This window comes from Pseudomonas sp. S2_B10, assembly GCF_054668425.1.
In genome coordinates, this window is the sequence record NZ_CP162768.1 from 4,908,667 (window position 1) to 4,931,490 (window position 22,824).

Here is a 22,824-nt window from a genome sequence, read left to right on the forward strand (position 1 = left end):
GCGAAGGGATCAGTGGCTGACGTTATCCACAGCGATGCATTCACCGCTGACTTCGGCGTAATGGGTCTGGCGCTTGGCGATGATCAGGTAAAGCATGCCGGCGATGCCGGCACCGATCAGCCAGGAGAACGGTGAGACGCTGTGGAAACCGGGTACCAGGGCCAGAACGATGGCGATCAGCGCTGCAGGAATAAACGCCGCCACCGCGCGGAAATTGATGCCACGGCTGTAGTAATAAGCGCCGTTGGGGTCTTCGCTGTAGAGCTGCGGCACGTTGATCCGGCCTTTGCGGATCAGCCAGTAGTCGACCATGATCACGCCGTACAACGGGCCGAGCAGGGCGCCGAGGCCCGACAGGAAATACACGATCACCAGCGGGCTGTTGTAGAGGTTCCACGGCAGGATCAGCACGGCGATGGTCGCGCTGATCAACCCGGCGCGGCGGAAGGTCAGGTACTTCGGCGCCAGGTTGCTGAGGACGAACGCCGGGGCGACGAAGTTGGCCATGATGTTCACCGCAACGGTGACGATCAGAAAAGCCAGGCAGCCGAGCACCAGAAAGAACGTGTTGGGGATCGAAGCGATGATCTCGGTCGGACTTTCGATGATCCGCCCGTTGATCTGGAACTGCGCGCCACACAGCAGTACGGTAATCGCGGCGAATACCAGAATGTTCACCGGCAAGCCCCAGAAATTTCCTACTTTGATGGTTTTGCGGCACGGCGAAGAACGGGCGAAGTCGCAGAAATTGAGGATCAGCGTGCCGTAGATCGCCAGCCACAACGCGCCACCAGCAAAAATGTTGCGCCACATCTCGCCCCCGGTCAGCGGCTCGCGGATCGACCAGGCAATGGTCGCGTTGGCCTGGAAGTACATCCACCCGGCGAGTGCGGCTACGGTCAGCAGAATCACCGGCCCGGCAAATGCCTCGTAACGGCGCACCATCTCCATGCCGTAGGCGAGGATCGCCAGTTGCACCAGCCAGATTGCTACAAAGCACACCCAGCCCAGACTCGACAGGCCCAGAATTGAGTCGTGATCGTATTCGGCAAAGCCGGGATGCACGGCGGTCAGCAGGACGCGGAATACCACCGAGGCGAGGTACGTCTGAATACCGAACCAGGCGATGGCGATAACCGCCCTGATCAATGCAGGAATTTGCGCACCGTGGATGCCGAAACTGATCCGGCTGATCACCGGGAACGGCACCCCGGTTTTCTGCCCCATGTACCCGGACAGGTTCATGAAGAAGTACACCAGCGCCGCGCCGATCCCCAGTGACAAGAGGATTTGCCAGCCGCCCAGACCCAGTGCATACAAGCCGATGGCGAACGAATAGTTGGCGATGTTGTGCACGTCATTCGTCCACAGGGCAAAGATGCTGTACTGGCCCCAGCGCCGCCCTTCGGCTTTGGTCGGCGCCAGATCGCTGTTGTGCAGACGCGGGCTCAGTTGCAGCGGCTCGCTCAGTCCGTCATCAAGCAACGGTTGATCAAGCGTGGAGGAGGGCAGATTCAGCGCGATGTTATTCGAAAGACTTGTACGCATTCCGGCAGGCTCCTGACGTTCACTCCCGCGATGACTGTGCATGAGCGCTCAGGCTCGACAAATCTTCGTCGCGGCGGTGAAAACATCACTGGTTACGGGGCATCTGCAGCCTGTACGGGATAGGGCGCTTCAGGCTTGCGGATCGAAAGTGTGCATGTTTTGCAGTTTTGTATACAAAACATGTATGCGATAAAGCCAGATTTGTGCCAGTTGCCAATCTATAAGCGCTAGGGCTCATTTCGAATAGTTATCAATGCGGGGTAAGTGACTGAAAAACCGGCGATATAAATTGATCGATTGGACAGGAATTTTTTTCAGGGGAGGGAGTTTGCAGAGGGGCAAGCAGATGGGGATTGTGCTGGGGGATGTAACTTTTCAGGGCGTCAGAACTGAAAGTGCACACATAAATGGCACCGATGGTGACAACCTTGTGTACACCTTTTGCGTGCCTGGCACATATCAATGTGGGAGCGAGCCTGCTCGCGAATGCGGTGTATCAGGCAACTGAAACGTTGACTGGAACGGCGCTTTCGCGAGCAGGCTCGCTCCCACAGGGGAACTCATTTCAGCAAATGATCAAGCCTTGCTCTTGCTGATGATATTCCCCGCGTGCAGTCCGCATTCTTTCTGCGTGGCTTCTTCCCACCACCAGCGGCCTTCGCGCTCGTGCTGGTTCGGCAGCACCGGGCGGGTGCAGGGTTCGCAGCCGATGCTGATGAAACCGCGCTCGTGCAGGCTGTTGTAGGGCAGTTCGAGCATGCGGATGTAACCCCAGATCTCCTCGCTGGTCATCTGCGCCAGCGGGTTGAACTTGTACAGGGTGCGTTCCGGTGTCGAGAAGGCTGTGTCGATTTCCAGCACCGCCACGGCGCTGCGGGTGCCCGGGCTCTGGTCGCGGCGCTGGCCGGTGGCCCAGGCTTTGACGTCGGACAGCTTACGGCGCAGCGGCTCGATCTTGCGGATGCCGCAGCATTCGCCGTGGCCATCTTTATAGAAGCTGAACAGGCCTTTTTCCTTCACGAACGGTTCGAGTTTCGTGTAGTCCGGCGAGACGATTTCAATATCGATCTGGTAATGCTCGCGCACCTGCTCGATGAAGCGGTAAGTCTCCGGATGCAGGCGGCCGGTGTCGAGGCTGAACACTTTGACGTTCTTGTTCAGCTTCCACGCCATGTCCACCAGCACCACGTCCTCGGCGCCGCTGAAAGATATCCACAAGTCATCGCCGAACTCGGCGAAGGCGAGCTTGAGGATGTCCTGGGCGGATTTGTTGGCATAGGTCGTGGCGAGTTCCACGACGTCGAACGTTGGGCTCATCAGGGCGGCTTCCTACAGGTCAATGGCGCTCGGGCGCTCTATAGGGGGCCGATGGTAACAAAAAGCTGCCGCGGCCGGGGCGTCCTCTGCGTTGCGCGCCTCGGGTGCAGACGCTAGAGTTCGGCCTCGCTTGACTCAATAATCACTATAAACGGGAGTGTCTTGTGGAAATTGCTTGCCTGGATCTTGAAGGGGTACTGGTACCGGAAATCTGGATCGCCTTCGCCGAAAAAACCGGAATCGACTCCCTCAAGGCCACCACCCGGGACATTCCCGATTACGACGTATTGATGAAGCAGCGTTTGCGCATCCTCGACGAGCACGGCCTCAAGCTCTCGGATATTCAGGAAGTGATCGCCACGCTCAAACCGCTGGACGGCGCGGTGGAGTTCGTCAACTGGCTGCGCGAGCGCTTTCAGGTGGTGATTCTCTCGGACACTTTTTATGAATTCTCGCAGCCGTTGATGCGCCAGCTGGGCTTCCCGACTCTGCTTTGCCACCGCTTGATCACTGACGAAAGCGGTCGGGTGACGGGCTATCAACTGCGTCAGAAAGATCCCAAGCGCCAGTCGGTGCTGGCGTTCAAGAGCCTGTACTACCGGGTGATCGCGGCGGGGGACTCATACAACGACACGACCATGCTCGGCGAGGCGGATGCGGGGATTCTGTTCCATGCGCCGGACAACGTGATTCGCGAGTTTCCGCAGTTTCCGGCGGTACATACGTTTGAAGAGCTGAAGCAGGAATTTCTCAAGGCCTCTAATAGAGAGTTGAGTTTGTAGTCGTCTGGAAGGACGTCTTCGCGAGCAGGCTCGCTCCCACATTTGGAATACATTTCCCTGTGGGAGCGAGCCTGCTCGCGAAGCTTTTAAGTTTTTAGAGGTTTTGCAGGGTATCGAGCAGGATCCGCACTTTGGTCATCGACTCCTGATACTCCGCCTGCCAGTCCGAATCGGCGACGATCCCGCCGCCGCCCCAGCAGCACACCTGGCCATCTTTGACCAACAGACTGCGAATAGCGATGGAGCTGTCCATCTCGCCGCGCACGTCCAGATACAGCAACGAGCCGCAATACAGACCGCGCCGGGTCGGCTCCAGCTCGTCGATGATCTGCATCGCCCGAATCTTCGGTGCGCCGGTGATTGAGCCGCCGGGGAAGCTGCCGGCGATCAGGTCCAGCGCATCACGATCCGCCGCCAGTTCACCGGTCACGCTGCTGACCAGATGATGCACATTCGGATAGCTCTCCAGACTGAATAGCTCCGGCACGCGCACCGAGCCGATGCGGCAGGTGCGCCCGAGGTCGTTGCGCAGCAGGTCGACGATCATCAGGTTTTCCGCGCGATCCTTGGGGCTGGCCAGCAGTTCGGCGGCGTTGGCGGCGTCTTCGGCTGGAGTCACGCCGCGAGGGCGAGTCCCCTTGATCGGTCGGGTTTCGACCTGACGCTGGCTGACTCTGACGAAACGTTCCGGTGACAGACTCAGCACCGCGCCGCCGTCGGGCAGGCTCTGGAAACCGGAGAACGGCGTCGGGCAGGCCTGACGCAAAGCGCAGTAAGCCAGCCACGGATCGCCCTGGCATTGCGCGCGGAAGCGTTGCGCGAAGTTGACCTGATAGCAGTCGCCGGCCTGGATGTAATCCTGAATACGCTCGAAGGCCTGACGGTAGTCGTCGGCCGAGAGATCAGCGGCCATGGGGGCGTTCAGTTTGAATGGCGCCAGCGCGTCAACTTGAGGCTGAGTGAACAGCGCGACCAATCGCTGCCGTTTACTGTCGACAAGCGACGGATGAAAGACCAGTTGGCTGGTTTGCGCGTGGTGATCGCTGATCAGCGCCCAGTCGTACAGGCCAAAACGCGCATCGGGCAGTTGCAGGTCATCCAGTGCCTGACTCGGCAGGTTTTCCAGATGCCGGCCGAAGTCGTAGCTCAAATAACCGATCAGTCCGCCGGCGAATGGTAATTCATACCCGGCAGGCAACTGCGCTTCGCCCAAGCGGCTGAGGTGGTCACGCAGGCGCTGGAGGAAATGCGCACCGCTTTCGTCCGGCAACACCGCCAGTTGTTCCAGCGGCCAGGCGCTGAGCAAGTCATAACGGCCGCGTTCAGCGCTCGGCCGGCCGCTGTCGAGCAGCACGGCGCCGGGGGCATTGCGAATGGCCGCAAAGTAGTCGGCGGGATTGGCGCGGTAGGGCAGTGGGTGTACGGAGCAGGTCAGCATGGGCGGGGCAGATCGGCCGTTGAGGCGGGGTGGGGATTGTAGTCCTCTGCGCTGCCAGATCAAAGTCAAAAGCCTCCCCCTCACCCCAACCCTCTCCCCCAAGGGGGCGAGGGGGAAAGGGAGCAGATCGGGGGCTTTTCAAAACTTGGGTTCGGCTCGATATCTTGGGGGAGGGAGCCGATCTTCATGCTTTTCAAAGCTTGAGTTCGACTCAAGACGTTCAGGTCGGCGTACCTCCAACATCCACCTCGGTCAGTCCCCTCTCCCTTTGGGAGAGGGTTAGGGTGAGGGGCTCTTGAGCTTTTAGCCTTCGACAGCTGGAATATGCCCAAACATCTCCTGGGTAAACGCCACCCGCTCTTCAACCGACTCCGTCACGCCCCGCGCCTTCAGCTCTTCCAGCCGCGCTTCAACCGCGTGGGTACGCAAGGTCAGGCCGCAATCGTTGGCGATCTGAATGTTCAGCCCCGGCCGCGCATTCAGCTCGAGGATCAGCGGGCCTTTTTCCTGATCAAGCACCATGTCCACGCCGATATAACCCAGCCCACACAGCTCATAGCAGCCGGCGGCGAGTTTCATGAAACCGTCCCAGTAGGGCAGTTGCACGCCATCCACCGCGTTGGTGGTGTCGGGGTGTTTGGTGATGATGTTGTTCAGCCAGGTGCCGCGCAGCGTAAGGCCGGTGGCCAGATCGACGCCGACGCCAATGGCGCCCTGGTGCAGGTTGGCCTTGCCGCCGGACTGGCGGGTCGGCAGACGCAACATCGCCATCACCGGGTAACCCATCAGCACGATGATGCGGATGTCCGGCACGCCTTCGTAGCTGATGCTTTTGAAGATCTGGTCCGGGGTCACACGGTATTCGATCAGCGCGCGGTCGCGGTGGCCGCCCAGCGAGTACAGGCCGGTGAGGATGCTGGAGATGTGATGTTCCAGCTCCTCGTGGGCGAGGATCTTGCCAGACACCGTGCGATAACGGCCTTCGAAGCGGTCGGCGATGACGATGATGCCGTCGCCACCCGCGCCCTGCGCCGGTTTGATCACGAAGTCGCTGCGCCCGCCGATGATCTCGTCGAGCTTGTCGATTTCCTTCTCGGTGGAGATCACCCCGTACAGCTCCGGCACGTGGATACCGGCGGCGATGGCGCGTTCCTTGGTCAGGATCTTGTCATCGACGATCGGGTACAGGCTGCGCTTGTTGTACTTGAGCACGTAGTCCGCGTTTCGGCGGTTGATGCCCATGATGCCGCGCGCCTCGAGGGCCTTCCAGGTCTTCCAGAAACCGAACATCAGGCGTCAGCCTTCTTCAGGAAGGCCTTGAAACGTACCAGTTCGGTCAGGCGGTAGCCGCGATAGCGACCCATCGCCAGCATGAAACCGACCAGAATCAGCAGGATCGCCGGGAAGGTAAATACGAAGTACACCAGCTCCGGCACGGTCATGATCAGGTGCGCCAGGGAGGCGGCGAACAGCGTGCCGATGGCGACTTTCAGCGCATGGTTGGCGCCGCGTTCTTCCCAGGTGATCGACAGACGTTCGATGGTCATGGTCAGAATCACCATCGGGAACAGCGCCACCGACAAGCCACGCTCAAGCCCCAGCTTGTGGCTGAACAGACTGATCGCCGCAATCAACACCACCACGAACGTCAGCACCACCGACAGGCGCGGCAGCATTTGCAGCTTCAGATGTTCGAGATACGAGCGCAATGACAGGCCCAGCGCCGTGATCACTGTGAACAGCAGGATGCCGAAGCCCAGCTGCGTTTCGCGGAAGGCGAGGGCGATCAGCACCGGGGTGAATGTGCCGAGGGTCTGCAGGCCGACCAGGTTGCGCAGGATCAGGATCACCAGCACACCGATCGGGATCATCACCATGATCATGAAGGTCTGCTGGGTCTGCAGCGGCAAGCCGTACAGCGAGTAATCGAGGAAGTTGGCGTCAGTGTTTTCGTCGGTCAGCTTGGCCAGACGAATCGCGTTCATCTCGCTGTTGTTCAAGCTGAAGGTCACGTTGGCTTTCTTGCCACCGTCGACGGTGATCAGGTTTTCGTCGCCGGTCCACCACAGCAGGCGATCGGTCGGCAGGCCTTGCTCACCGGTTTCCGGGTTGAAGTACAGCCAGTCGTTGCCGTTGAAGCTGCGCAGCCACAGTTCGGGAGTCTGAGGCTGATCGGCGACGAGGCGGATGGTGTGGACTTTTTCTACCGGAACGTGGGCAATCGACAGCAGCAGTTCGACGATCTTGGCTTTGTGCGAAGTCGACGGATCGCCGGCCAGCAGCAATTTGACGTTGTCGTCGTTGACGTTGTTGACGCGCTTGATCGCCTCGCCAATAAAGGTTTCGACGTCGGCCGAATGTTGGCGGATCGGCGCGAGCAGGGCTTCGGCGGCGATTTTTTCCGGGCCTTCGATGACCATGCTGTCACGGAAGGTCGGGCCTTTGACCTTGGATTTTTCCGCGGTGTAGCGCTTTGTCAGCACCAAACGGTAATACAGCGTCTGGTTGCCCTTGGCGCGACGGGCCGACCAGGTCACCTTGCGGTTGCCGTCGATGCGGTTGACCGCGACGCCGTAGTTATTGGAGATGAAGCTTTCGTTGAGGCTCACGTAATCGCGGCTCAACGGCGGCACGAACATCTGGATCTTCACCGGATCCTTGGTGCTGGCGACGAACTCGACCTTGGCGTCGATGTTCCACAGGTCGTCGGTGGCGTCTTCGGTCACCGGGATGCCGAGCACGAAAATCTGATAGGCCGTAACCGAAACGCCCAGCAGCACCAGCACGGCGATCAGGATTTTCAGGTGGAAGGTTAGAGAACGCATGGAAATTACTCGGCGGTGTGAGCGGCGATGGTGCAGGCAGGTTTGCCGGCAGCGTATTTAAGACTGGGGTCGACCAGCGCGTCGAAGCGTTTCAGCGCCTCGGAGCCGATCAAAAAGCGGGTATTGGAACGCACTTCGGTCGGTGAGGTTCACTTCGATGCTGCGCATTGCCGAACCCATGCAGATATCCAGCTCGATCACCGGACGGGCGGTGTACTGCTTGCCTTCTTCCGGATCGTAGTCGCCGGCGCGGCGCTTGATCTTGCTGACCCGCGCCAGCGGCCGTTCGATGGGGTGCGAATGCGCGGTGTCGATCGCCAGGTAGAAACGTACCCAGGATTCACCGTTGCGTTTGAAGCGTTTGATGTCGCGGGCACTCAGCGAGGCGGTTTTCGCCCCGGTGTCGAGTTTGGCCGCAACTTCGAGATTGATGCCGTCAAGCGAAGCGTATTCGTTGAGGCCGTACACGGTTTTTTCCCCCGCGGCGGCGAGGCCGGGCAGGCAAAACAGAGCAAAAAAGGTGGGGAAAGGCTTGAGTCTCATAAATCCTGGTGCGCAGCGTTCCGTTATCGGTTCAGGTGCCCGCACAACCGTGCGCAAGCCCCCGCGTGTGCCTGGCAGCTTTTTATGGCAAGCCGTACAAAAGACCCGCAAATGCGGGCGGCATTCTAGCACGGTGGTTTTATGGCGCCAGCGCTTGCGCCGACCCAAAACCTGCAAGGGGTGCCACCCTTGTGGGAGCGAGCCTGCTCGCGAATGCGCTGTGTCATTCGATGCAGAAGCCGACTGACCTGCCGCCTTCGCGAGCAGGCTCGCTCCCACAGTAATAGATGATCGATTGGCAGCGGTTATTAGACGATTGTCGACAATACCTATTTATCCTTTGACTCATCGGGCCAGATTGGCTAGTTTTTGCCGCATTGGATTTAAAGGTGTCGACAATCATGCTGGATCAACTCGATCCCCCGGTCATCAGTGGCGACGATTCCGAGACGCTGTCGGAAAACGTCTTCCGGCGTATCCAGGCCGCAATCGTCAAAGGCGAAATCGCCCCGGGCAGCAAGATCTCCGAGCCGGAGCTGGCGCGCACCTATGGCATCAGCCGAGGCCCGCTGCGTGAGGCGATCCATCGTCTGGAAGGCCAGCGCCTGCTGGTGCGCGTGCCGCACGTCGGTGCGCGGGTGGTCTCGCTCAGCCATGCCGAATTGATCGAACTCTACGAAATCCGTGAATCCCTCGAAGGTATGGCCTGCCGCCTCGCCGCCGAGCGCATGAGCGTCGAGGAAATCGACGAACTGCGCCGGGTCCTGGAAACCCACGAGCGCGATGCGGCGTTTCAGGCCGGCGTCGGTTACTACCAGCAGGAAGGCGATTTCGACTTTCATTACCGGATCATCCAGGGCAGCGGCAATCGCACGCTGACGCAGATGCTCTGCGGCGAGCTGTATCAATTGGTGCGCATGTACCGCATCCAGTTTTCCACCACGCCGAATCGCCCGCACCAGGCCTTCGCCGAACACCACCGCATTCTCGATGCCATCGCCGACCGTGACGGCGAACTCGCGGAATTGTTGATGCGCCGCCACATCGGCGCCTCGAAACGCAACATCGCCCGTCACTACGAGGACGGCGCCCACAACAAGACAGCCACTGAACGAGGTGATGCATGACTTCCAACCTGAACACGCCGGGCCAGCGCTTCCGCGATGCGGTCGCCAGCGAGCATCCTTTGCAAGTGGTCGGCGCGATCAACGCCAACCACGCGCTGCTGGCCAAACGCGCCGGTTTCAAGGCGATCTACCTGTCCGGTGGCGGTGTAGCCGCAGGTTCTCTGGGCGTGCCGGACCTGGGCATCACTGGATTGGACGACGTGCTGACCGACGTGCGCCGCATCACCGATGTCTGCGACCTGCCGCTGCTGGTGGATGTCGACACCGGTTTTGGCTCGTCGGCGTTCAACGTCGCGCGCACGGTCAAGTCGATGATCAAGTTCGGCGCGGCGGCGATTCACATCGAGGACCAGGTTGGCGCCAAGCGCTGCGGCCATCGCCCGAATAAAGAAATTGTCAGCCAGCAGGAAATGGTCGATCGCATCAAAGCCGCCGTCGATGCGCGCACCGACGACAGCTTCGTGATCATGGCGCGCACCGATGCATTGGCGGTGGAAGGTCTGGAATCGGCACTCGATCGTGCGGCGGCGTGCATTGAGGCCGGCGCTGACATGATCTTCCCGGAAGCGATTACTGAACTGGAGATGTACAAGCTGTTCGCCAACCGCGTGAAAGCGCCGATCCTGGCCAATATCACCGAGTTCGGCGCAACGCCGCTGTACACCACCGAACAACTGGCCGGCGCCGACGTTTCTCTGGTGCTGTATCCGCTGTCGGCATTCCGCGCGATGAACAAGGCGGCGGAAAATGTCTACACGGCGATCCGCCGCGATGGCACGCAACAGAATGTCATCGACACCATGCAGACTCGCATGGAGCTCTACGATCGTATCGATTACCACACGTTCGAGCAGAAGCTCGATGCGTTGTTTGCACAGAAGAAAGGCTGAACAAAACCCTGTGGGAGCGAGCCTGCTCGCGAAAGCGGTGGATCAGGCAATGTCAAAGTGACTGACACGACGCTTTCGCGAGCAGGCTCGCTCCCACAAGTTTCCCCATACAAATTCAAGAAGATTGGAGAACACAATGGCCGAAGCAAAAGTACTCAGTGGCGCCGGGCTCCGTGGCCAGGTAGCCGGGCAAACCGCACTGTCCACCGTGGGCCAGGCCGGTGCCGGGCTGACCTATCGCGGCTACGACGTGCGTGAACTGGCCGCCGACGCGCAATTTGAAGAAGTCGCGTATCTGCTGCTGTACGGCGAACTGCCGACAACAGCGCAACTGGCCGACTATCAAAGCAAACTGAGCAAACTGCGCGACCTGCCGCAGGCGCTCAAGGAAGTGCTTGAACGCATCCCGGCTGACGCGCATCCGATGGACGTCATGCGCACCGGTTGCTCATTCCTCGGCAACATCGAACCGGAGAAAGACTTCGCCGAACAGCGCGACAAGACCGACCGCCTGCTCGCCGCTTTCCCGGCGATCATGTGCTACTGGTATCGCTTCAGCCACGACGGCAAGCGCATCGACTGCGTCAGCGACGAGCCGACCATTGGCGGCCACTTCCTGCATTTGCTGCACGGCAAGAAACCGAGCGAACTGCACGTCAAAGTCATGAACGTGTCGCTGATCCTCTACGCCGAGCACGAATTCAATGCCTCGACCTTCACCGCACGGGTTTGCGCCTCGACCCTTTCCGATCTGTATTCCTGCGTAACAGCGGCAATCGGTTCGCTGCGCGGTCCATTGCACGGCGGCGCCAACGAAGCGGCGATGGAAATGATCGAGCGCTTCTCGTCGCCGGAAGAGGCGATCAAAGGCACCCTCGGCATGCTCGAGCGCAAGGACAAGATCATGGGCTTCGGCCACGCGATCTATAAGGACAGCGACCCGCGCAACGAGGTGATCAAGGGCTGGGCGAAAAAACTCGCGGACGAGGTCGGCGACAAGGTGTTGTTCCCCGTCTCCGAAGCCATCGACAAGACCATGTGGGAGCAGAAGAAATTGTTCCCGAATGCCGACTTCTACCATGCCTCGGCGTACCACTTCATGGGCATCCCGACCAAGCTGTTCACGCCGATCTTCGTCTGCTCGCGCCTGACCGGCTGGGCCGCGCACGTGTTCGAACAACGCGCCAACAACCGCATCATCCGCCCAAGCGCCGAGTACACCGGCGTCGAACAGCGCAAGTTCGTGCCAATCGAACGTCGCTGAAATGGTGGGCTGACCCGGAACCAGAGAACACCGCTAGACCCTGTGGGAGCGAGCCTGCTCGCGAAGACGGACTGACATTCAACATTGATGTCGACTGATATACCGCTTTCGCGAGCAGGCTCGCTCCCATAGTGGACGGTGTGTAACTCAGGTTTCTGGCCCACCCTTTGCAACCACCGTGACCCGAGTCCTGACCCGATGAACACAGAATTCCGCAAGAACCTGCCCGGCACGCCGCTGGATTACTTCGACACCCGCGCGGCGGTCGAGGCGATTGCGCCTGGCAGCTACGACACCCTGCCGTACACCTCCCGCGTGCTGGCGGAAAACCTTGTGCGTCGCTGCGACCCGGCCACGCTCACCGACTCGCTCAAGCAACTGATCGAACGCAAGCGCGACCTCGATTTTCCGTGGTTCCCGGCGCGGGTGGTCTGCCATGACATCCTCGGCCAGACCGCGCTGGTCGACCTCGCCGGTCTGCGTGACGCCATCGCTTTGCAGGGTGGTGACCCGGCGCAGGTCAACCCGGTGGTGCCGACGCAATTGATCGTCGACCACTCGCTGGCCGTCGAGGCCGGCGGTTTCGATGCCCAGGCCTTCGAGAAGAACCGCGCCATCGAAGACCGCCGCAACGAAGACCGTTTCCACTTCATCAACTGGACCAAAAAGGCCTTCAAGAACGTCGACGTGATCCCGCCGGGCAACGGCATCATGCACCAGATCAACCTGGAGAAAATGTCCCCGGTGATTCAGGTGCGCGAAGGCGTGGCGTTCCCCGACACCTGCGTCGGCACCGACAGCCACACGCCGCACGTCGATGCGCTCGGTGTGATCGCCATTGGTGTCGGCGGCCTCGAAGCCGAGAGCGTGATGCTCGGCCGTGCGTCGTGGATGCGTCTGCCGGAAAGCGTTGGCGTCGAACTGACCGGCAAGTTGCAACCGGGCATCACCGCCACCGACATGGTCCTGGCCCTGACCGAATACCTGCGCAAGCAGAAAGTCGTCGGTGCCTGGCTGGAGTTCTTCGGCGAAGGCGCGGCGGCGCTGACCCTCGGCGACCGCGCCACCATTTCCAACATGGCCCCGGAATACGGCGCCACGGCAGCGATGTTCTACATCGATCAGCAGACCATCGATTACCTGAAACTGACGGGTCGTGAAGACCAGCAAGTGCAACTGGTCGAGCAATACGCCAAGTTGACCGGTCTGTGGGCTGACAGCCTGAAAGGCGCGCAATACGAGCGCGGCCTGACTTTTGATCTGTCCTCGGTGGTGCGCAACATGGCCGGCCCGAGCAACCCGCACGCCCGCGTTGCGGTATCGGATCTGGCGGCCAAAGGCATCTCCGGCCAGTGGGATGACGTGCCGGGGCAAATGCCCGACGGCGCCGTGATCATCGCCGCCATCACCAGTTGCACCAACACCAGCAACCCACGCAACGTCATCGCCGCCGGCCTGTTGGCGCGCAATGCCAACAAGCTCGGCCTGACCCGCAAGCCGTGGGTCAAATCCTCGCTGGCGCCCGGTTCGAAAACCGTGGCGCTGTACCTCGATGAAGCGGGGCTGACCACTGAGCTGGAACAGCTCGGTTTCGGCGTTGTGGCATTTGCCTGCACCACGTGTAATGGCATGTCCGGCGCCCTCGATCCGCTGATCCAGCAAGAGATCATCGACCGCGATCTGTACGCGACCGCGGTGCTTTCCGGCAACCGCAACTTCGACGGCCGCATTCACCCGTACGCCAAACAGGCATTCCTCGCCTCGCCGCCGCTGGTGGTTGCCTACGCGATCGCCGGGACCATCCGTTTCGATATCGAGAAGGATGTGCTGGGCGTGGTCGATGGCCGGGAAATCCGCCTCAAGGACATCTGGCCGAGCGACGAAGAAATCGATGCGGTGGTGAAGTCGTCGGTCAAGCCCGAGCAGTTCCGGCAGGTCTACATTCCTATGTTCGCCGTGCATGAAGACACCGGGCCGAAAGTCGCGCCGTTGTACGACTGGCGCGAAATGAGCACCTACATTCGCCGTCCGCCGTACTGGGAAGGCGCACTGGCCGGCGCCCGTCCGTTGAAGGGCATGCGCCCGCTGGCGGTGCTGCCGGACAACATCACCACTGATCACCTGTCGCCATCGAACGCGATCATGCTCGACAGCGCCGCCGGCGAATACCTGGCGAAAATGGGCCTGCCGGAAGAGGACTTCAACTCCTACGCCACCCACCGTGGCGACCACCTGACCGCACAGCGCGCGACCTTCGCCAATCCGAAGCTGTTCAACGAAATGGTCGTGGAAAACGGCAAGGTCAAGCAGGGTTCGCTGGCGCGTGTCGAGCCGGAAGGCCAGGTCATGCGCATGTGGGAAGCCATCGAAACCTACATGCAGCGCAAGCAGCCGCTGATCATCATTGCCGGTGCCGACTACGGTCAGGGTTCGTCCCGCGACTGGGCGGCTAAAGGCGTGCGCCTGGCCGGTGTCGAGGCGATTGCCGCTGAAGGTTTCGAGCGCATTCACCGCACCAACCTGGTGGGCATGGGCGTGTTGCCGCTGGAATTCAAACCTGGCACCAACCGCCACACTCTGGCCATCGATGGCAGCGAAACCTACGACGTGATCGGCGAGCGCAAGCCGCGTGCGGATCTTACGCTGGTGATCAATCGCAAGAATGGCGAGCGTGTCGAAGTGCCGGTGACCTGCCGTCTCGATACCGCTGAAGAAGTGTCGATCTACGAGGCCGGCGGCGTGTTGCAGCGCTTCGCGCAGGACTTCCTCGAAGGCTCGGCGGTCGCCGTTTAAATCAACTTGTGGGCATGGGATTTTCAAGTCCCATGCCTTCGGTAAGGAGCACCATGGCTCACGCACCACAAATAAAAATCCCTGCGACTTACATGCGCGGCGGCACCAGCAAAGGCGTGTTCTTCAGCCTCAAGGATCTGCCCGAAGCAGCGCAGGTCCCAGGACCGGCGCGCGACGCTTTGTTGCTGCGAGTGATCGGCAGCCCCGATCCCTACGACAAGCAAATCGACGGCATGGGCGGCGCGACGTCGAGCACCAGCAAAACCGTGATCCTGTCGAAAAGCACCCGCGCCGATCACGACGTCGATTACCTGTTCGGCCAAGTGTCGATCGACAAGCCGTTCGTCGACTGGAGCGGCAACTGCGGCAACCTCTCGGCGGCGGTCGGTTCGTTCGCCATCAGCAACGGTCTGGTCGACGCCAGCCGCATTCCGCACAACGGTGTGGCGGTGGTGCGCGTGTGGCAGGCCAACATCGGCAAGACCATCATCGCCCACGTGCCGATCACCGACGGCGAAGTGCAGGAAACCGGTGATTTCGAACTCGACGGCGTGACCTTTCCGGCGGCCGAAGTGCAGGTTGAATTCATGGATCCGGCGGCGGAAGAAGAGGGCGGCGGTGGCTCGATGTTCCCCACCGGCAATCTGGTCGATGAGCTTGAGGTCCCGGGTGTCGGCACGTTCAAGGCGACCATGATCAACGCCGGGATCCCGACGATATTCGTCAACGCCGAAGACATCGGTTACACCGGCACCGAACTCCAGGGCGCGATCAACGGCGATCCAAAAGCGCTGCTGATGTTCGAGACCATTCGTGCCTACGGTGCGTTGCGGATGGGGCTGATCGCCAATCTGGAAGAAGCCGCCAAGCGGCAGCACACGCCGAAAGTCGCATTCGTCGCCAAGCCTGCGGATTACGTAGCGTCGAGTGGAAAAGCGATTGCCGCTGGTGATGTCGATCTGCTGGTGCGCGCGTTGTCGATGGGCAAGCTGCACCACGCCATGATGGGCACGGCGGCAGTGGCGATCGGCACGGCGGCAGCGATTTCCGGCACGTTGGTCAATCTTGCTGCCGGCGGCGTCGAGCGCAATGCCGTGCGCTTTGGACATCCGTCCGGGACGTTGCGCGTGGGCGCCGAGGCGACGCTGGAGAATGGCGAATGGGTGGTGAAGAAAGCCATCATGAGTCGCAGTGCGCGGGTGCTCATGGAAGGCTATGTCCGCGTGCCCGGCGATTGCTTTTAAGCAACAGCAATATCCTTGTGGGAGCGAGCCTGCTCGCGAAAGCGATGCATCAGACATGCAAATGTTGACTGACGCTCAGCCTTCGCGAGCAGGCTCGCTCCCACAGTGGATTGCATTTCAATCATAAGAAATCGTTAGCCCTGAACCGAGGTCCCATCAACGAACCACTTCACGAGTGAATCGAACATGAGCGCCAACGTCGACCTGAACAACCGCCCCGATTACGACGCAGTTCTGCAGAACATCGCCGACTACGTCCTCACCTTCAAGCCCGAATCCGCCGAAGCGCTGAACACCGCGCGCAACTGCCTGATCGACACGCTGGGCTGCGGTCTGCTGGCTCTGCGTTTTCCCGAATGCACGAAACACCTCGGCCCGATAGTCGAGGGCACGGTGGTGCCGTTCGGCGCACGAGTGCCGGGCACCAGTTATCGCCTCGATCCGGTTAAGGCCGCGTGGGACATCGGCTGCATCGTCCGTTGGCTCGATTACAACGACACCTGGCTTGCCGCCGAATGGGGGCATCCATCGGACAACCTCGGTGCCATCCTCGCCGTAGCCGATCACCTGTCGCAGAAACGCGTCGCCCACGGTGAGGCGCCGCTGACGGTTCGTGATGTGCTGGAAGCGATGATCATGGCCCACGAGATTCAAGGCGTGATCGCTCTGGAAAACTCCTTCAACCGGGTTGGACTCGACCACGTCATTCTGGTGAAAGTCGCCTCGACCGCCGTCAGCGCCAGACTGATGGGTGCCAATCGCGAGCAGATGCTGTCGGCGCTGTCCCATGCCTTCGCCGACGGTCAGGCGCTGCGCACCTATCGTCACGCGCCGAACGCTGGCTCGCGCAAATCCTGGGCGGCGGGGGATGCGGCGAGTCGCGGCGTAAGGCTGGCCGACATCGCCATGCGCGGCGAGATGGGCATTCCCGGAGTTTTGAGCGCGAAGCAGTGGGGCTTCTATGACGTTTCGTTCAGCCACACCAACAACGATCTGGCGCTGAAACCCTCGGACAAACGCGCTTTCAGCTTTTCCCGGCCGTTCGGCAGTTACGTGATGGAAAACGTGCTGTTCAAGATCAGCTTCCCCGCCGAATTCCATGCGCAAACCGCATGCGAGGCGGCGGTGACCCTGCATCCGCAGGTGCGCAATCGCCTGCATGAGATCGACCGCATCGTCATCACCACCCATGAATCGGCGATCCGCATCATTTCCAAGGTCGGCCCGCTGGCCAATGCCGCCGACCGCGACCACTGCCTGCAATACATGACCGCCGTGCCGCTGGCATTCGGCAATCTGGTGGCGGAGCACTACGAAGACGACTTCCACAAGGCGCATCCGATCATCGATGTGCTGCGCGAAAAAATGGTCATCGTCGAAGAACCGCGTTTCACTCGCGAATACCTTGAGCCCGACAAGCGCTCGATTGCCAATGCCGTGCAGGTGTTTTTCAAGGACGGCAGCAGCACCGATAACGTGCTGGTGGAGTACCCGATCGGCCATCGCCGCCGCCGCGCCGAAGGTATTCCGTTGCTGGAGGACAAGTTCAAGGCCAATCTGGCCACGCGGTTTGCCGAGCAGCGTTGCGCGGAGATTTTTGCGCTCTGTGAGGATCAGGCGCGGCTTGAAGCCACAGCGGTGAATCGATTCATCGATCTGTTTGTGCTCTGACAGACCGCGTTATCGTTCTTCGCGGGCAAGCCCGCTCCCACAGGGAATTGTGATGAACACAGAAATTGTGAACGCCTTCAGAACCTGTGGGAGCGGGCTTGCCCGCGATAGCGTCAGATCAGGCACCGCAAACCTACTTGAACCGCCGCTCAACCCCTTTCTCCACCAGAATCTTCGCCGAAATCTCCTCGACGGAAAAATGCGTGGAATTGATGTGCGGAATGTTCTCGCGGCGGAACAGGTTCTCCACTTCGCGCACTTCGAATTCGCACTGGGCGTAGCTCGAATAACGGCTGTTGGGCTTGCGCTCGTTGCGGATCGCAGTCAGGCGGTCGGGGTCGATGGTCAGGCCGAACAGCTTGTGCTGATGGGCGCGCAGGGCCGTCGGCAGGGTCAGGCGCTCCATGTCGTCTTCGGTCAGCGGATAGTTGGCCGCGCGGATGCCGAACTGCATGGCCATGTACAGACACGTCGGCGTTTTGCCGCATCGCGACACGCCCACTAGTATCAGATCGGCTTTGTCGTAATAGTGGGTGCGCGCGCCGTCATCGTTGTCGAGGGCGAAGTTCACCGCCTCGATGCGCTCCATGTAATTGGAGTTGTGCCCGATGGAATGGGACTTGCCGACGGTGTAGGAAGAGTGCTCGGTAAGCTCCTGTTCGAGCGGCGCGAGGAAAGTCGAGAAAATGTCGATCATGAAACCATTGGACGTTGCGAGAATCTCACGGATGTCCTGATTGACGATGGTGTCGAAGATGATCGGCCGAAAGCCGTCGGTTTCAGCGGCTTTGTTGATTTGTTGTACCATGGCCCGCGCTTTTTCCACGCTGTCGATGTAGGGCCGCGTGAATTTGCTGAAGGTAATGTTTTCGAACTGCGCCAACAGGCTTTGACCCAGGGTTTCGGCGGTAATGCCGGTGCCATCGGAGATGAAGAAAGCAGATCGTTTCATTTGCACCTTGGGCCTTAAGCTGATGAGCATTTCTGGATATGATAGGCGCGATTTGCCGGCCGCCATTGGCCCGCATTCTCACTTATTTTCCAGGTCCAGGCCATACAACCGGCCAAGGCTCCCCCGGGCCGCCGGTTTCTGAGCTTTTCCAACACAGTTAGTGGAGAGATCAACTTGGTAGAGTACGTAGTTTCCCTCGATAAGCTCGGCAAACACGATGTTGAGCATGTGGGGGGCAAGAACGCATCCCTGGGCGAGATGATCAGTAACCTGGCAGGCGCCGGTGTTTCGGTCCCCGGCGGCTTCGCCACGACGGCTCAGGCCTATCGTGACTTCCTCGAACTGAGCGGCCTGAACGAGCAGATCCACAAGGCCCTCGACGCGCTTGACGTCGACGACGTCAATGCCCTGGCCAAGACCGGCGCGCAGATCCGCCAATGGATCATGGACGCCGAATTCCCGGAAAAACTCAACACCGAGATCCGCACCGCGTTCGCCGCGCTGTCGGCGGGCAACCCTGACGTAGCCGTGGCCGTGCGTTCTTCTGCTACCGCCGAAGACCTGCCGGACGCCTCGTTCGCCGGTCAGCAGGAAACCTTCCTGAACATCCGTGGTGTGGAAAACGTAATCCGCGCCGCCAAAGAGGTGTTCGCTTCGCTGTTCAACGACCGTGCGATTTCCTACCGCGTGCACCAGGGCTTCGACCACAAACTGGTCGCCCTGTCGGCTGGCGTGCAGCGCATGGTGCGTTCGGAAACCGGCACCGCCGGCGTGATGTTCACCCTCGATACCGAATCGGGTTTCCGTGACGTGGTGTTCATCACCGGCGCTTACGGCCTGGGCGAAACCGTCGTACAAGGCGCGGTCAACCCGGATGAGTTCTACGTACACAAAGGCACACTGGAGGCCGGTCGTCCGGCGATCCTGCGTCGCAATCTGGGCAGCAAAGCCATCAAGATGATCTACGGCGACGAGGCCAAGGCCGGTCGTTCGGTCAAAACCGTCGATGTCGACAAGGCCGAACGCGCGCGTTTCTGCCTGACCGACGCCGAAGTCAGCGAGCTGGCCAAGCAGGCGATGATCATCGAGAAGCACTACGGCTGCCCGATGGACATCGAGTGGGCCAAGGACGGTGACGACGGCAAGCTGTACATCGTGCAAGCGCGTCCGGAAACCGTGAAAAGCCGCACCCAGGCCAACGTCATGGAACGTTACCTGCTGAAAGAAACCGGCACCGTGCTGGTGGAAGGCCGGGCGATCGGCCAGCGCATCGGCGCCGGCAAAGTACGGATCATCAAAGACGTCTCGGAAATGGACAAGGTCCAGCCGGGCGACGTGCTGGTTTCCGACATGACCGACCCGGACTGGGAACCAGTGATGAAGCGCGCCAGCGCCATCGTCACCAACCGTGGCGGGCGTACCTGCCACGCGGCGATCATCGCCCGTGAGCTGGGCATTCCGGCGGTGGTCGGTTGCGGCAACGCCACCCAGCTGCTGAAGGACGGCCAGGGCGTGACCGTGTCTTGCGCCGAAGGCGACACCGGCTACATTTTCGAAGGCGAACTGGGCTTCGACATCAAGAAGAACTCCGTCGATGCCATGCCGGAGCTGCCGTTCAAGATCATGATGAACGTCGGCAATCCGGATCGCGCCTTCGACTTCGCCCAATTGCCGAACGCCGGCGTTGGTCTGGCGCGTCTGGAATTCATCATCAACCGCATGATCGGCGTGCACCCGAAAGCGCTGTTGAACTACGACGGCCTGCCGCAGGAAATCAAGGACAGCGTCGACAAGCGTATTGCCGGCTACAGCGACCCCGTCGACTTCTACGTCGACAAACTGGTGGAAGGCATCAGCACCCTGGCTGCAGCGTTCACGCCGAAAAAAGTCATCGTGCGTCTGTCGGACTTCAAGTCCAACGAATACGCCAACCTGATCGGCGGCAAGCTCTACGAGCCGGAAGAAGAAAACCCGATGCTGGGCTTCCGTGGCGCTTCGCGTTACATCAGCGAATCTTTCCGCGATTGCTTCGAGCTCGAATGCCGCGCGCTGAAACGCGTGCGCAACGAGATGGGCCTGACCAACGTGGAAATCATGGTGCCGTTCGTCCGTACTCTCGGCGAAGCCAGCCAGGTGGTCGATCTGCTCGCCGAGAACGGCTTGAAGCGTGGCGAGAACGGTCTACGCGTGATCATGATGTGCGAGCTGCCATCCAACGCGATTCTGGCTGAGGAATTCCTCGAATTCTTCGACGGTTTCTCGATCGGCTCCAACGACCTGACCCAACTGACGCTGGGTCTGGACCGTGACTCGGGGATCATCGCGCACCTGTTCGACGAACGTAATCCAGCGGTCAAGAAGCTGTTGGCCAACGCCATTCAGGCCTGCAACAAGGCTGGCAAGTACATCGGCATCTGCGGTCAGGGTCCTTCGGACCACCCGGATCTGGCCAAGTGGCTGATGGAACAGGGCATCGAGAGCGTGTCGCTGAACCCGGACACCGTGCTGGAAACCTGGTTCTTCCTCGCCGAAGGTCAGGCGCAGGCTTGATCAACATGTGAACGGGCCGCGCCCCCTGTAGGAGCGAGCCTGCTCGCGAAGACGGAGCAACATTCACCATGGATGTTGATTGATACACCGCTTTCGCGAGCAGGCTCGCTCCCACATGGGCCGGGCCTTGAGATTGAAGTAGGGCGGGCTCCATCGGATGCCGCCCTTTTTTGTGCAAGAGCATTATGCAAAGCAGCAGCAACCTGTTTCCTGTCGCGCTGATCAGCGCCGAGCGGCGCGGCGATCTGAGCGAAGACGTCTATCGATTGAAACCCGGCAACAGCCCGGACTGGTCCGTGGAGATCGCCGTCACCCGCCTGGGCATGGCCGATGACACGGCGCCACGCGGCGTGCCGGTGATTCTGTTACACGGCAGCTTCTCCAATCGGCGCTTCTGGTTTTCCCCCAAAGGCCTCGGGCTCGGCGCGTATCTGACGCGGCTGGGCTTCGACGTGTGGATTCCGGAAATGCGCGGTCACGGCCTGTCCCAGCGCAACGAAGACTACCGGCGCAACCGCGTGGCCGATTACGCTCGCTACGATCTGCCGGCGATTGCCGCGTTCGTGCGTGAGCAGAGCGGACAGATCCCGCACTGGATCGGCCATTCGCTGGGCGGCATCACCCTGGCAGCAGCGCTCGGCGGCGAGTATCTCGGCGAACCGGCCGTGGCCTCGGCGGCGTTTTTCGGCACCCAGGTCAGCCGTACCTATTGGCCTTTGAAAATCCCACCGGTGGAGTGGGGCGGGCGCTTTATTCTCAAGCGTTTCGCGCAGTTGTCCGGCTCACGCCTCAAACGCGGCCCGGAAGACGAACCGATCGGCCTGGCCATCGAAAGCATGCGCTGGTACGGCTTGTTCGGTCGCTTCGGCGACAAGGACAAGGACTGGTGGGCCGGACTTGCCGATGTTCAGGTACCGGTGCTGGCGGTGACGGCAGCGGGCGATCATCAGGATCCGGCGTGGGCCTGCCGCAAGCTGTTCGAGCAGATCGGCGCCGAGCACAAGCAGTTCATCAATCTGGGGCGCGAGCAGGGCTTCTCGGATAATTTCGGTCATGTCGAAATGCTGGTGAGCAAAGCGGCGCAGGCTGAGGTGTGGCCGCTGGTGGCGCGCTGGTTGAAGGATCAGCAGACGCCGTTGCTTGAGCAGCCAGCGAATCTGGCCGCCGCAGTGTGAAGGGCGTTCCGTTCAGCCTGGCTTGCGGCTAAGATATGACGCATTGTGCGGTTCTGGTCATATTTCGTGACTGTTTAGCTATTACGTTTCAGGGTTTGTTCAGGTTGCGTCAGCGACCATGGCATGGACTAAGGTAAACAGCGACCGCCGGAACTCGTCTCATCAGAATGCGGCATCCTTGATCGTCTTCCTTGTTACAGGAGTTTTTCGATGGAACATTACCTTACGCCTGATCTGTGCGACGCCTACCCGGAGCTGGTGCAGGTGCTGGAACCGATGTTCAGCAATTTCGGTGGCCGGGATTCTTTCGGCGGCGAAATCGTGACCATCAAATGCTTCGAAGACAATTCGCTGGTCAAGGAGCAGGCCGAACTCAACGGCAAAGGCAAAGTACTGGTGGTTGATGGCGGCGGTTCGCTGCGCCGCGCCCTGCTGGGCGACATGATCGCCGCCAAGGCCGCGCAGAACGGTTGGGAAGGGTTGGTGATCTACGGTTGCATCCGTGACGTCGACGTCATCGCCCAGACCGATCTCGGCGTGCAGGCGCTGGCCAGTCACCCGATGAAAACCGACAAGCGCGGCATCGGCGACCTCAACGTTCCGGTGACTTTCGCCGGCGTGACGTTCCACCCAGGTCAATACATTTATGCGGACAACAACGGCGTGATCGTATCGCCGAGCCCGCTGAAAATGCCTGAATAAGAT

At 60.5% G+C, this 22,824-nt stretch carries 16 protein-coding genes and 1 pseudogene; 10 read left to right on the forward strand and 7 right to left on the reverse strand.

The genetic code is table 11. From position 1 onward, the window contains the following. Window positions 1-9: 9 nt before the first annotated feature. Together AB4O45_RS22005 and AB4O45_RS22010 are read right to left on the reverse strand one after the other, a co-directional pair. Window positions 10-1,548, reverse strand: coding sequence for an NCS1 family nucleobase:cation symporter-1 (locus tag AB4O45_RS22005; RefSeq protein ID WP_236169904.1), 1,539 nt, complete (start codon window positions 1,546-1,548; stop codon window positions 10-12). Window positions 1,549-2,124: 576 nt separating this feature from the next. Then, window positions 2,125-2,865 (reverse strand): phosphoadenylyl-sulfate reductase, encoded by a 741-nt coding sequence (locus AB4O45_RS22010; RefSeq protein ID WP_236169905.1) that lies wholly within the window; start codon window positions 2,863-2,865, stop codon window positions 2,125-2,127. A gap of 164 nt (window positions 2,866-3,029) precedes the next feature. Here AB4O45_RS22010 and thrH point away from each other — a divergent pair, with 164 nt between their 5' ends. Next, a complete protein-coding gene (thrH, locus tag AB4O45_RS22015; RefSeq protein WP_016773816.1) occupies window positions 3,030-3,647 on the forward strand; it encodes a bifunctional phosphoserine phosphatase/homoserine phosphotransferase ThrH in 618 nt (205 codons plus the stop codon). A 94-nt stretch (window positions 3,648-3,741) separates the two neighbouring features. On the opposite strand, the gene pabB is transcribed toward thrH, so the two are convergent. From pabB to rloA, 4 genes and pseudogenes are all read right to left on the reverse strand, one after another. Next, a complete protein-coding gene (gene pabB, locus AB4O45_RS22020; protein ID WP_460160531.1) occupies window positions 3,742-5,085 on the reverse strand; it encodes an aminodeoxychorismate synthase component I in 1,344 nt (447 codons plus the stop codon). A 303-nt stretch (window positions 5,086-5,388) separates the two neighbouring features. Continuing rightward, window positions 5,389-6,375 (reverse strand): alpha-L-glutamate ligase-like protein, encoded by a 987-nt coding sequence (locus AB4O45_RS22025; protein WP_056784132.1) that lies wholly within the window; start codon window positions 6,373-6,375, stop codon window positions 5,389-5,391. After that, a complete protein-coding gene (gene rloB, locus AB4O45_RS22030) occupies window positions 6,375-7,910 on the reverse strand; it encodes an osmotic stress tolerance membrane protein RloB (protein ID WP_024012295.1) in 1,536 nt (511 codons plus the stop codon). Before rloB ends, AB4O45_RS22025 begins: the two co-directional genes overlap by 1 nt. 5 nt (window positions 7,911-7,915) lie before the next feature. Next, window positions 7,916-8,453: pseudogene (gene rloA / locus AB4O45_RS22035) on the reverse strand (retropepsin-like aspartic peptidase RloA). 404 nt (window positions 8,454-8,857) lie between these two features. Between rloA and AB4O45_RS22040 the strand changes: the two are divergent. From AB4O45_RS22040 to prpD, 6 genes are all read left to right on the forward strand, one after another. Then, window positions 8,858-9,580 (forward strand): GntR family transcriptional regulator, encoded by a 723-nt coding sequence (locus AB4O45_RS22040; RefSeq protein WP_177180867.1) that lies wholly within the window; start codon window positions 8,858-8,860, stop codon window positions 9,578-9,580. Beyond that, entirely contained in the window at window positions 9,577-10,470 is an 894-nt protein-coding gene (gene prpB, locus AB4O45_RS22045) for a methylisocitrate lyase (protein WP_150635869.1), read from the forward strand. Before AB4O45_RS22040 ends, prpB begins: the two co-directional genes overlap by 4 nt. Window positions 10,471-10,606: 136 nt before the next feature. Continuing rightward, complete coding sequence (prpC, locus tag AB4O45_RS22050) at window positions 10,607-11,734, forward strand: bifunctional 2-methylcitrate synthase/citrate synthase (protein WP_041479144.1); 1,128 nt, start codon at window positions 10,607-10,609, stop codon at window positions 11,732-11,734. Between the two features lie 198 nt (window positions 11,735-11,932). Further along, the gene (gene acnD, locus AB4O45_RS22055; protein WP_016773823.1) at window positions 11,933-14,527 is read left to right on the forward strand and encodes a Fe/S-dependent 2-methylisocitrate dehydratase AcnD; all 2,595 of its coding nucleotides are present in this window, start codon (window positions 11,933-11,935) and stop codon (window positions 14,525-14,527) included. Window positions 14,528-14,580: 53 nt separating this feature from the next. After that, window positions 14,581-15,771 (forward strand): 2-methylaconitate cis-trans isomerase PrpF, encoded by a 1,191-nt coding sequence (prpF, locus tag AB4O45_RS22060; RefSeq protein WP_406228639.1) that lies wholly within the window; start codon window positions 14,581-14,583, stop codon window positions 15,769-15,771. A gap of 186 nt (window positions 15,772-15,957) precedes the next feature. Next, window positions 15,958-17,442, forward strand: coding sequence for a 2-methylcitrate dehydratase (gene prpD / locus AB4O45_RS22065; RefSeq protein ID WP_460160532.1), 1,485 nt, complete (start codon window positions 15,958-15,960; stop codon window positions 17,440-17,442). Between the two features lie 133 nt (window positions 17,443-17,575). Here the strand turns inward: prpD and ppsR are convergent, their stop codons facing one another. After that, window positions 17,576-18,394 carry a posphoenolpyruvate synthetase regulatory kinase/phosphorylase PpsR gene (gene ppsR, locus AB4O45_RS22070; RefSeq protein WP_016773826.1) on the reverse strand — a complete coding sequence of 273 codons (819 nt, stop codon included), beginning with the start codon at window positions 18,392-18,394 and terminating at the stop codon, window positions 17,576-17,578. A gap of 174 nt (window positions 18,395-18,568) precedes the next feature. On the opposite strand from ppsR, the gene ppsA reads away from it, so the two are divergent. The 3 genes from ppsA to rraA all read left to right on the forward strand — a co-directional run bounded on the left by ppsA (window position 18,569) and on the right by rraA (window position 22,821). Beyond that, a complete protein-coding gene (gene ppsA, locus AB4O45_RS22075; RefSeq protein WP_056784146.1) occupies window positions 18,569-20,944 on the forward strand; it encodes a phosphoenolpyruvate synthase in 2,376 nt (791 codons plus the stop codon). 185 nt (window positions 20,945-21,129) lie between these two features. Next, window positions 21,130-22,119, forward strand: a complete 990-nt coding sequence (locus AB4O45_RS22080; RefSeq protein WP_460160533.1) for an alpha/beta fold hydrolase — start codon at window positions 21,130-21,132, stop codon at window positions 22,117-22,119. Window positions 22,120-22,329: 210 nt separating this feature from the next. Further along, on the forward strand, window positions 22,330-22,821 hold the full coding sequence (gene rraA, locus AB4O45_RS22085) for a ribonuclease E activity regulator RraA (RefSeq protein WP_016773829.1): 492 nt from the start codon (window positions 22,330-22,332) through the stop codon (window positions 22,819-22,821). Window positions 22,822-22,824: the final 3 nt, after the last annotated feature.

Excerpts from the sequence above, each read along its gene's own strand:
- AB4O45_RS22005 (WP_236169904.1), bottom strand. The coding sequence starts at position 1,548 with ATGCGTACAAGTCTTTCGAATAACATCGCGCTGAATCTGCCCTCCTCC.
- AB4O45_RS22010 (WP_236169905.1), bottom strand. The coding sequence starts at position 2,865 with ATGAGCCCAACGTTCGACGTCGTGGAACTCGCCACGACCTATGCCAAC.
- pabB (WP_460160531.1), bottom strand. The coding sequence starts at position 5,085 with ATGCTGACCTGCTCCGTACACCCACTGCCCTACCGCGCCAATCCCGCC.
- AB4O45_RS22025 (WP_056784132.1), bottom strand. The coding sequence starts at position 6,375 with ATGTTCGGTTTCTGGAAGACCTGGAAGGCCCTCGAGGCGCGCGGCATC.
- rloB (WP_024012295.1), bottom strand. The coding sequence starts at position 7,910 with ATGCGTTCTCTAACCTTCCACCTGAAAATCCTGATCGCCGTGCTGGTG.
- prpB (WP_150635869.1), top strand. The coding sequence starts at position 9,577 with ATGACTTCCAACCTGAACACGCCGGGCCAGCGCTTCCGCGATGCGGTC.
- prpC (WP_041479144.1), top strand. The coding sequence starts at position 10,607 with ATGGCCGAAGCAAAAGTACTCAGTGGCGCCGGGCTCCGTGGCCAGGTA.
- acnD (WP_016773823.1), top strand. The coding sequence starts at position 11,933 with ATGAACACAGAATTCCGCAAGAACCTGCCCGGCACGCCGCTGGATTAC.
- prpF (WP_406228639.1), top strand. The coding sequence starts at position 14,581 with ATGGCTCACGCACCACAAATAAAAATCCCTGCGACTTACATGCGCGGC.
- prpD (WP_460160532.1), top strand. The coding sequence starts at position 15,958 with ATGAGCGCCAACGTCGACCTGAACAACCGCCCCGATTACGACGCAGTT.
- ppsR (WP_016773826.1), bottom strand. The coding sequence starts at position 18,394 with ATGAAACGATCTGCTTTCTTCATCTCCGATGGCACCGGCATTACCGCC.
- AB4O45_RS22080 (WP_460160533.1), top strand. The coding sequence starts at position 21,130 with ATGCAAAGCAGCAGCAACCTGTTTCCTGTCGCGCTGATCAGCGCCGAG.
- rraA (WP_016773829.1), top strand. The coding sequence starts at position 22,330 with ATGGAACATTACCTTACGCCTGATCTGTGCGACGCCTACCCGGAGCTG.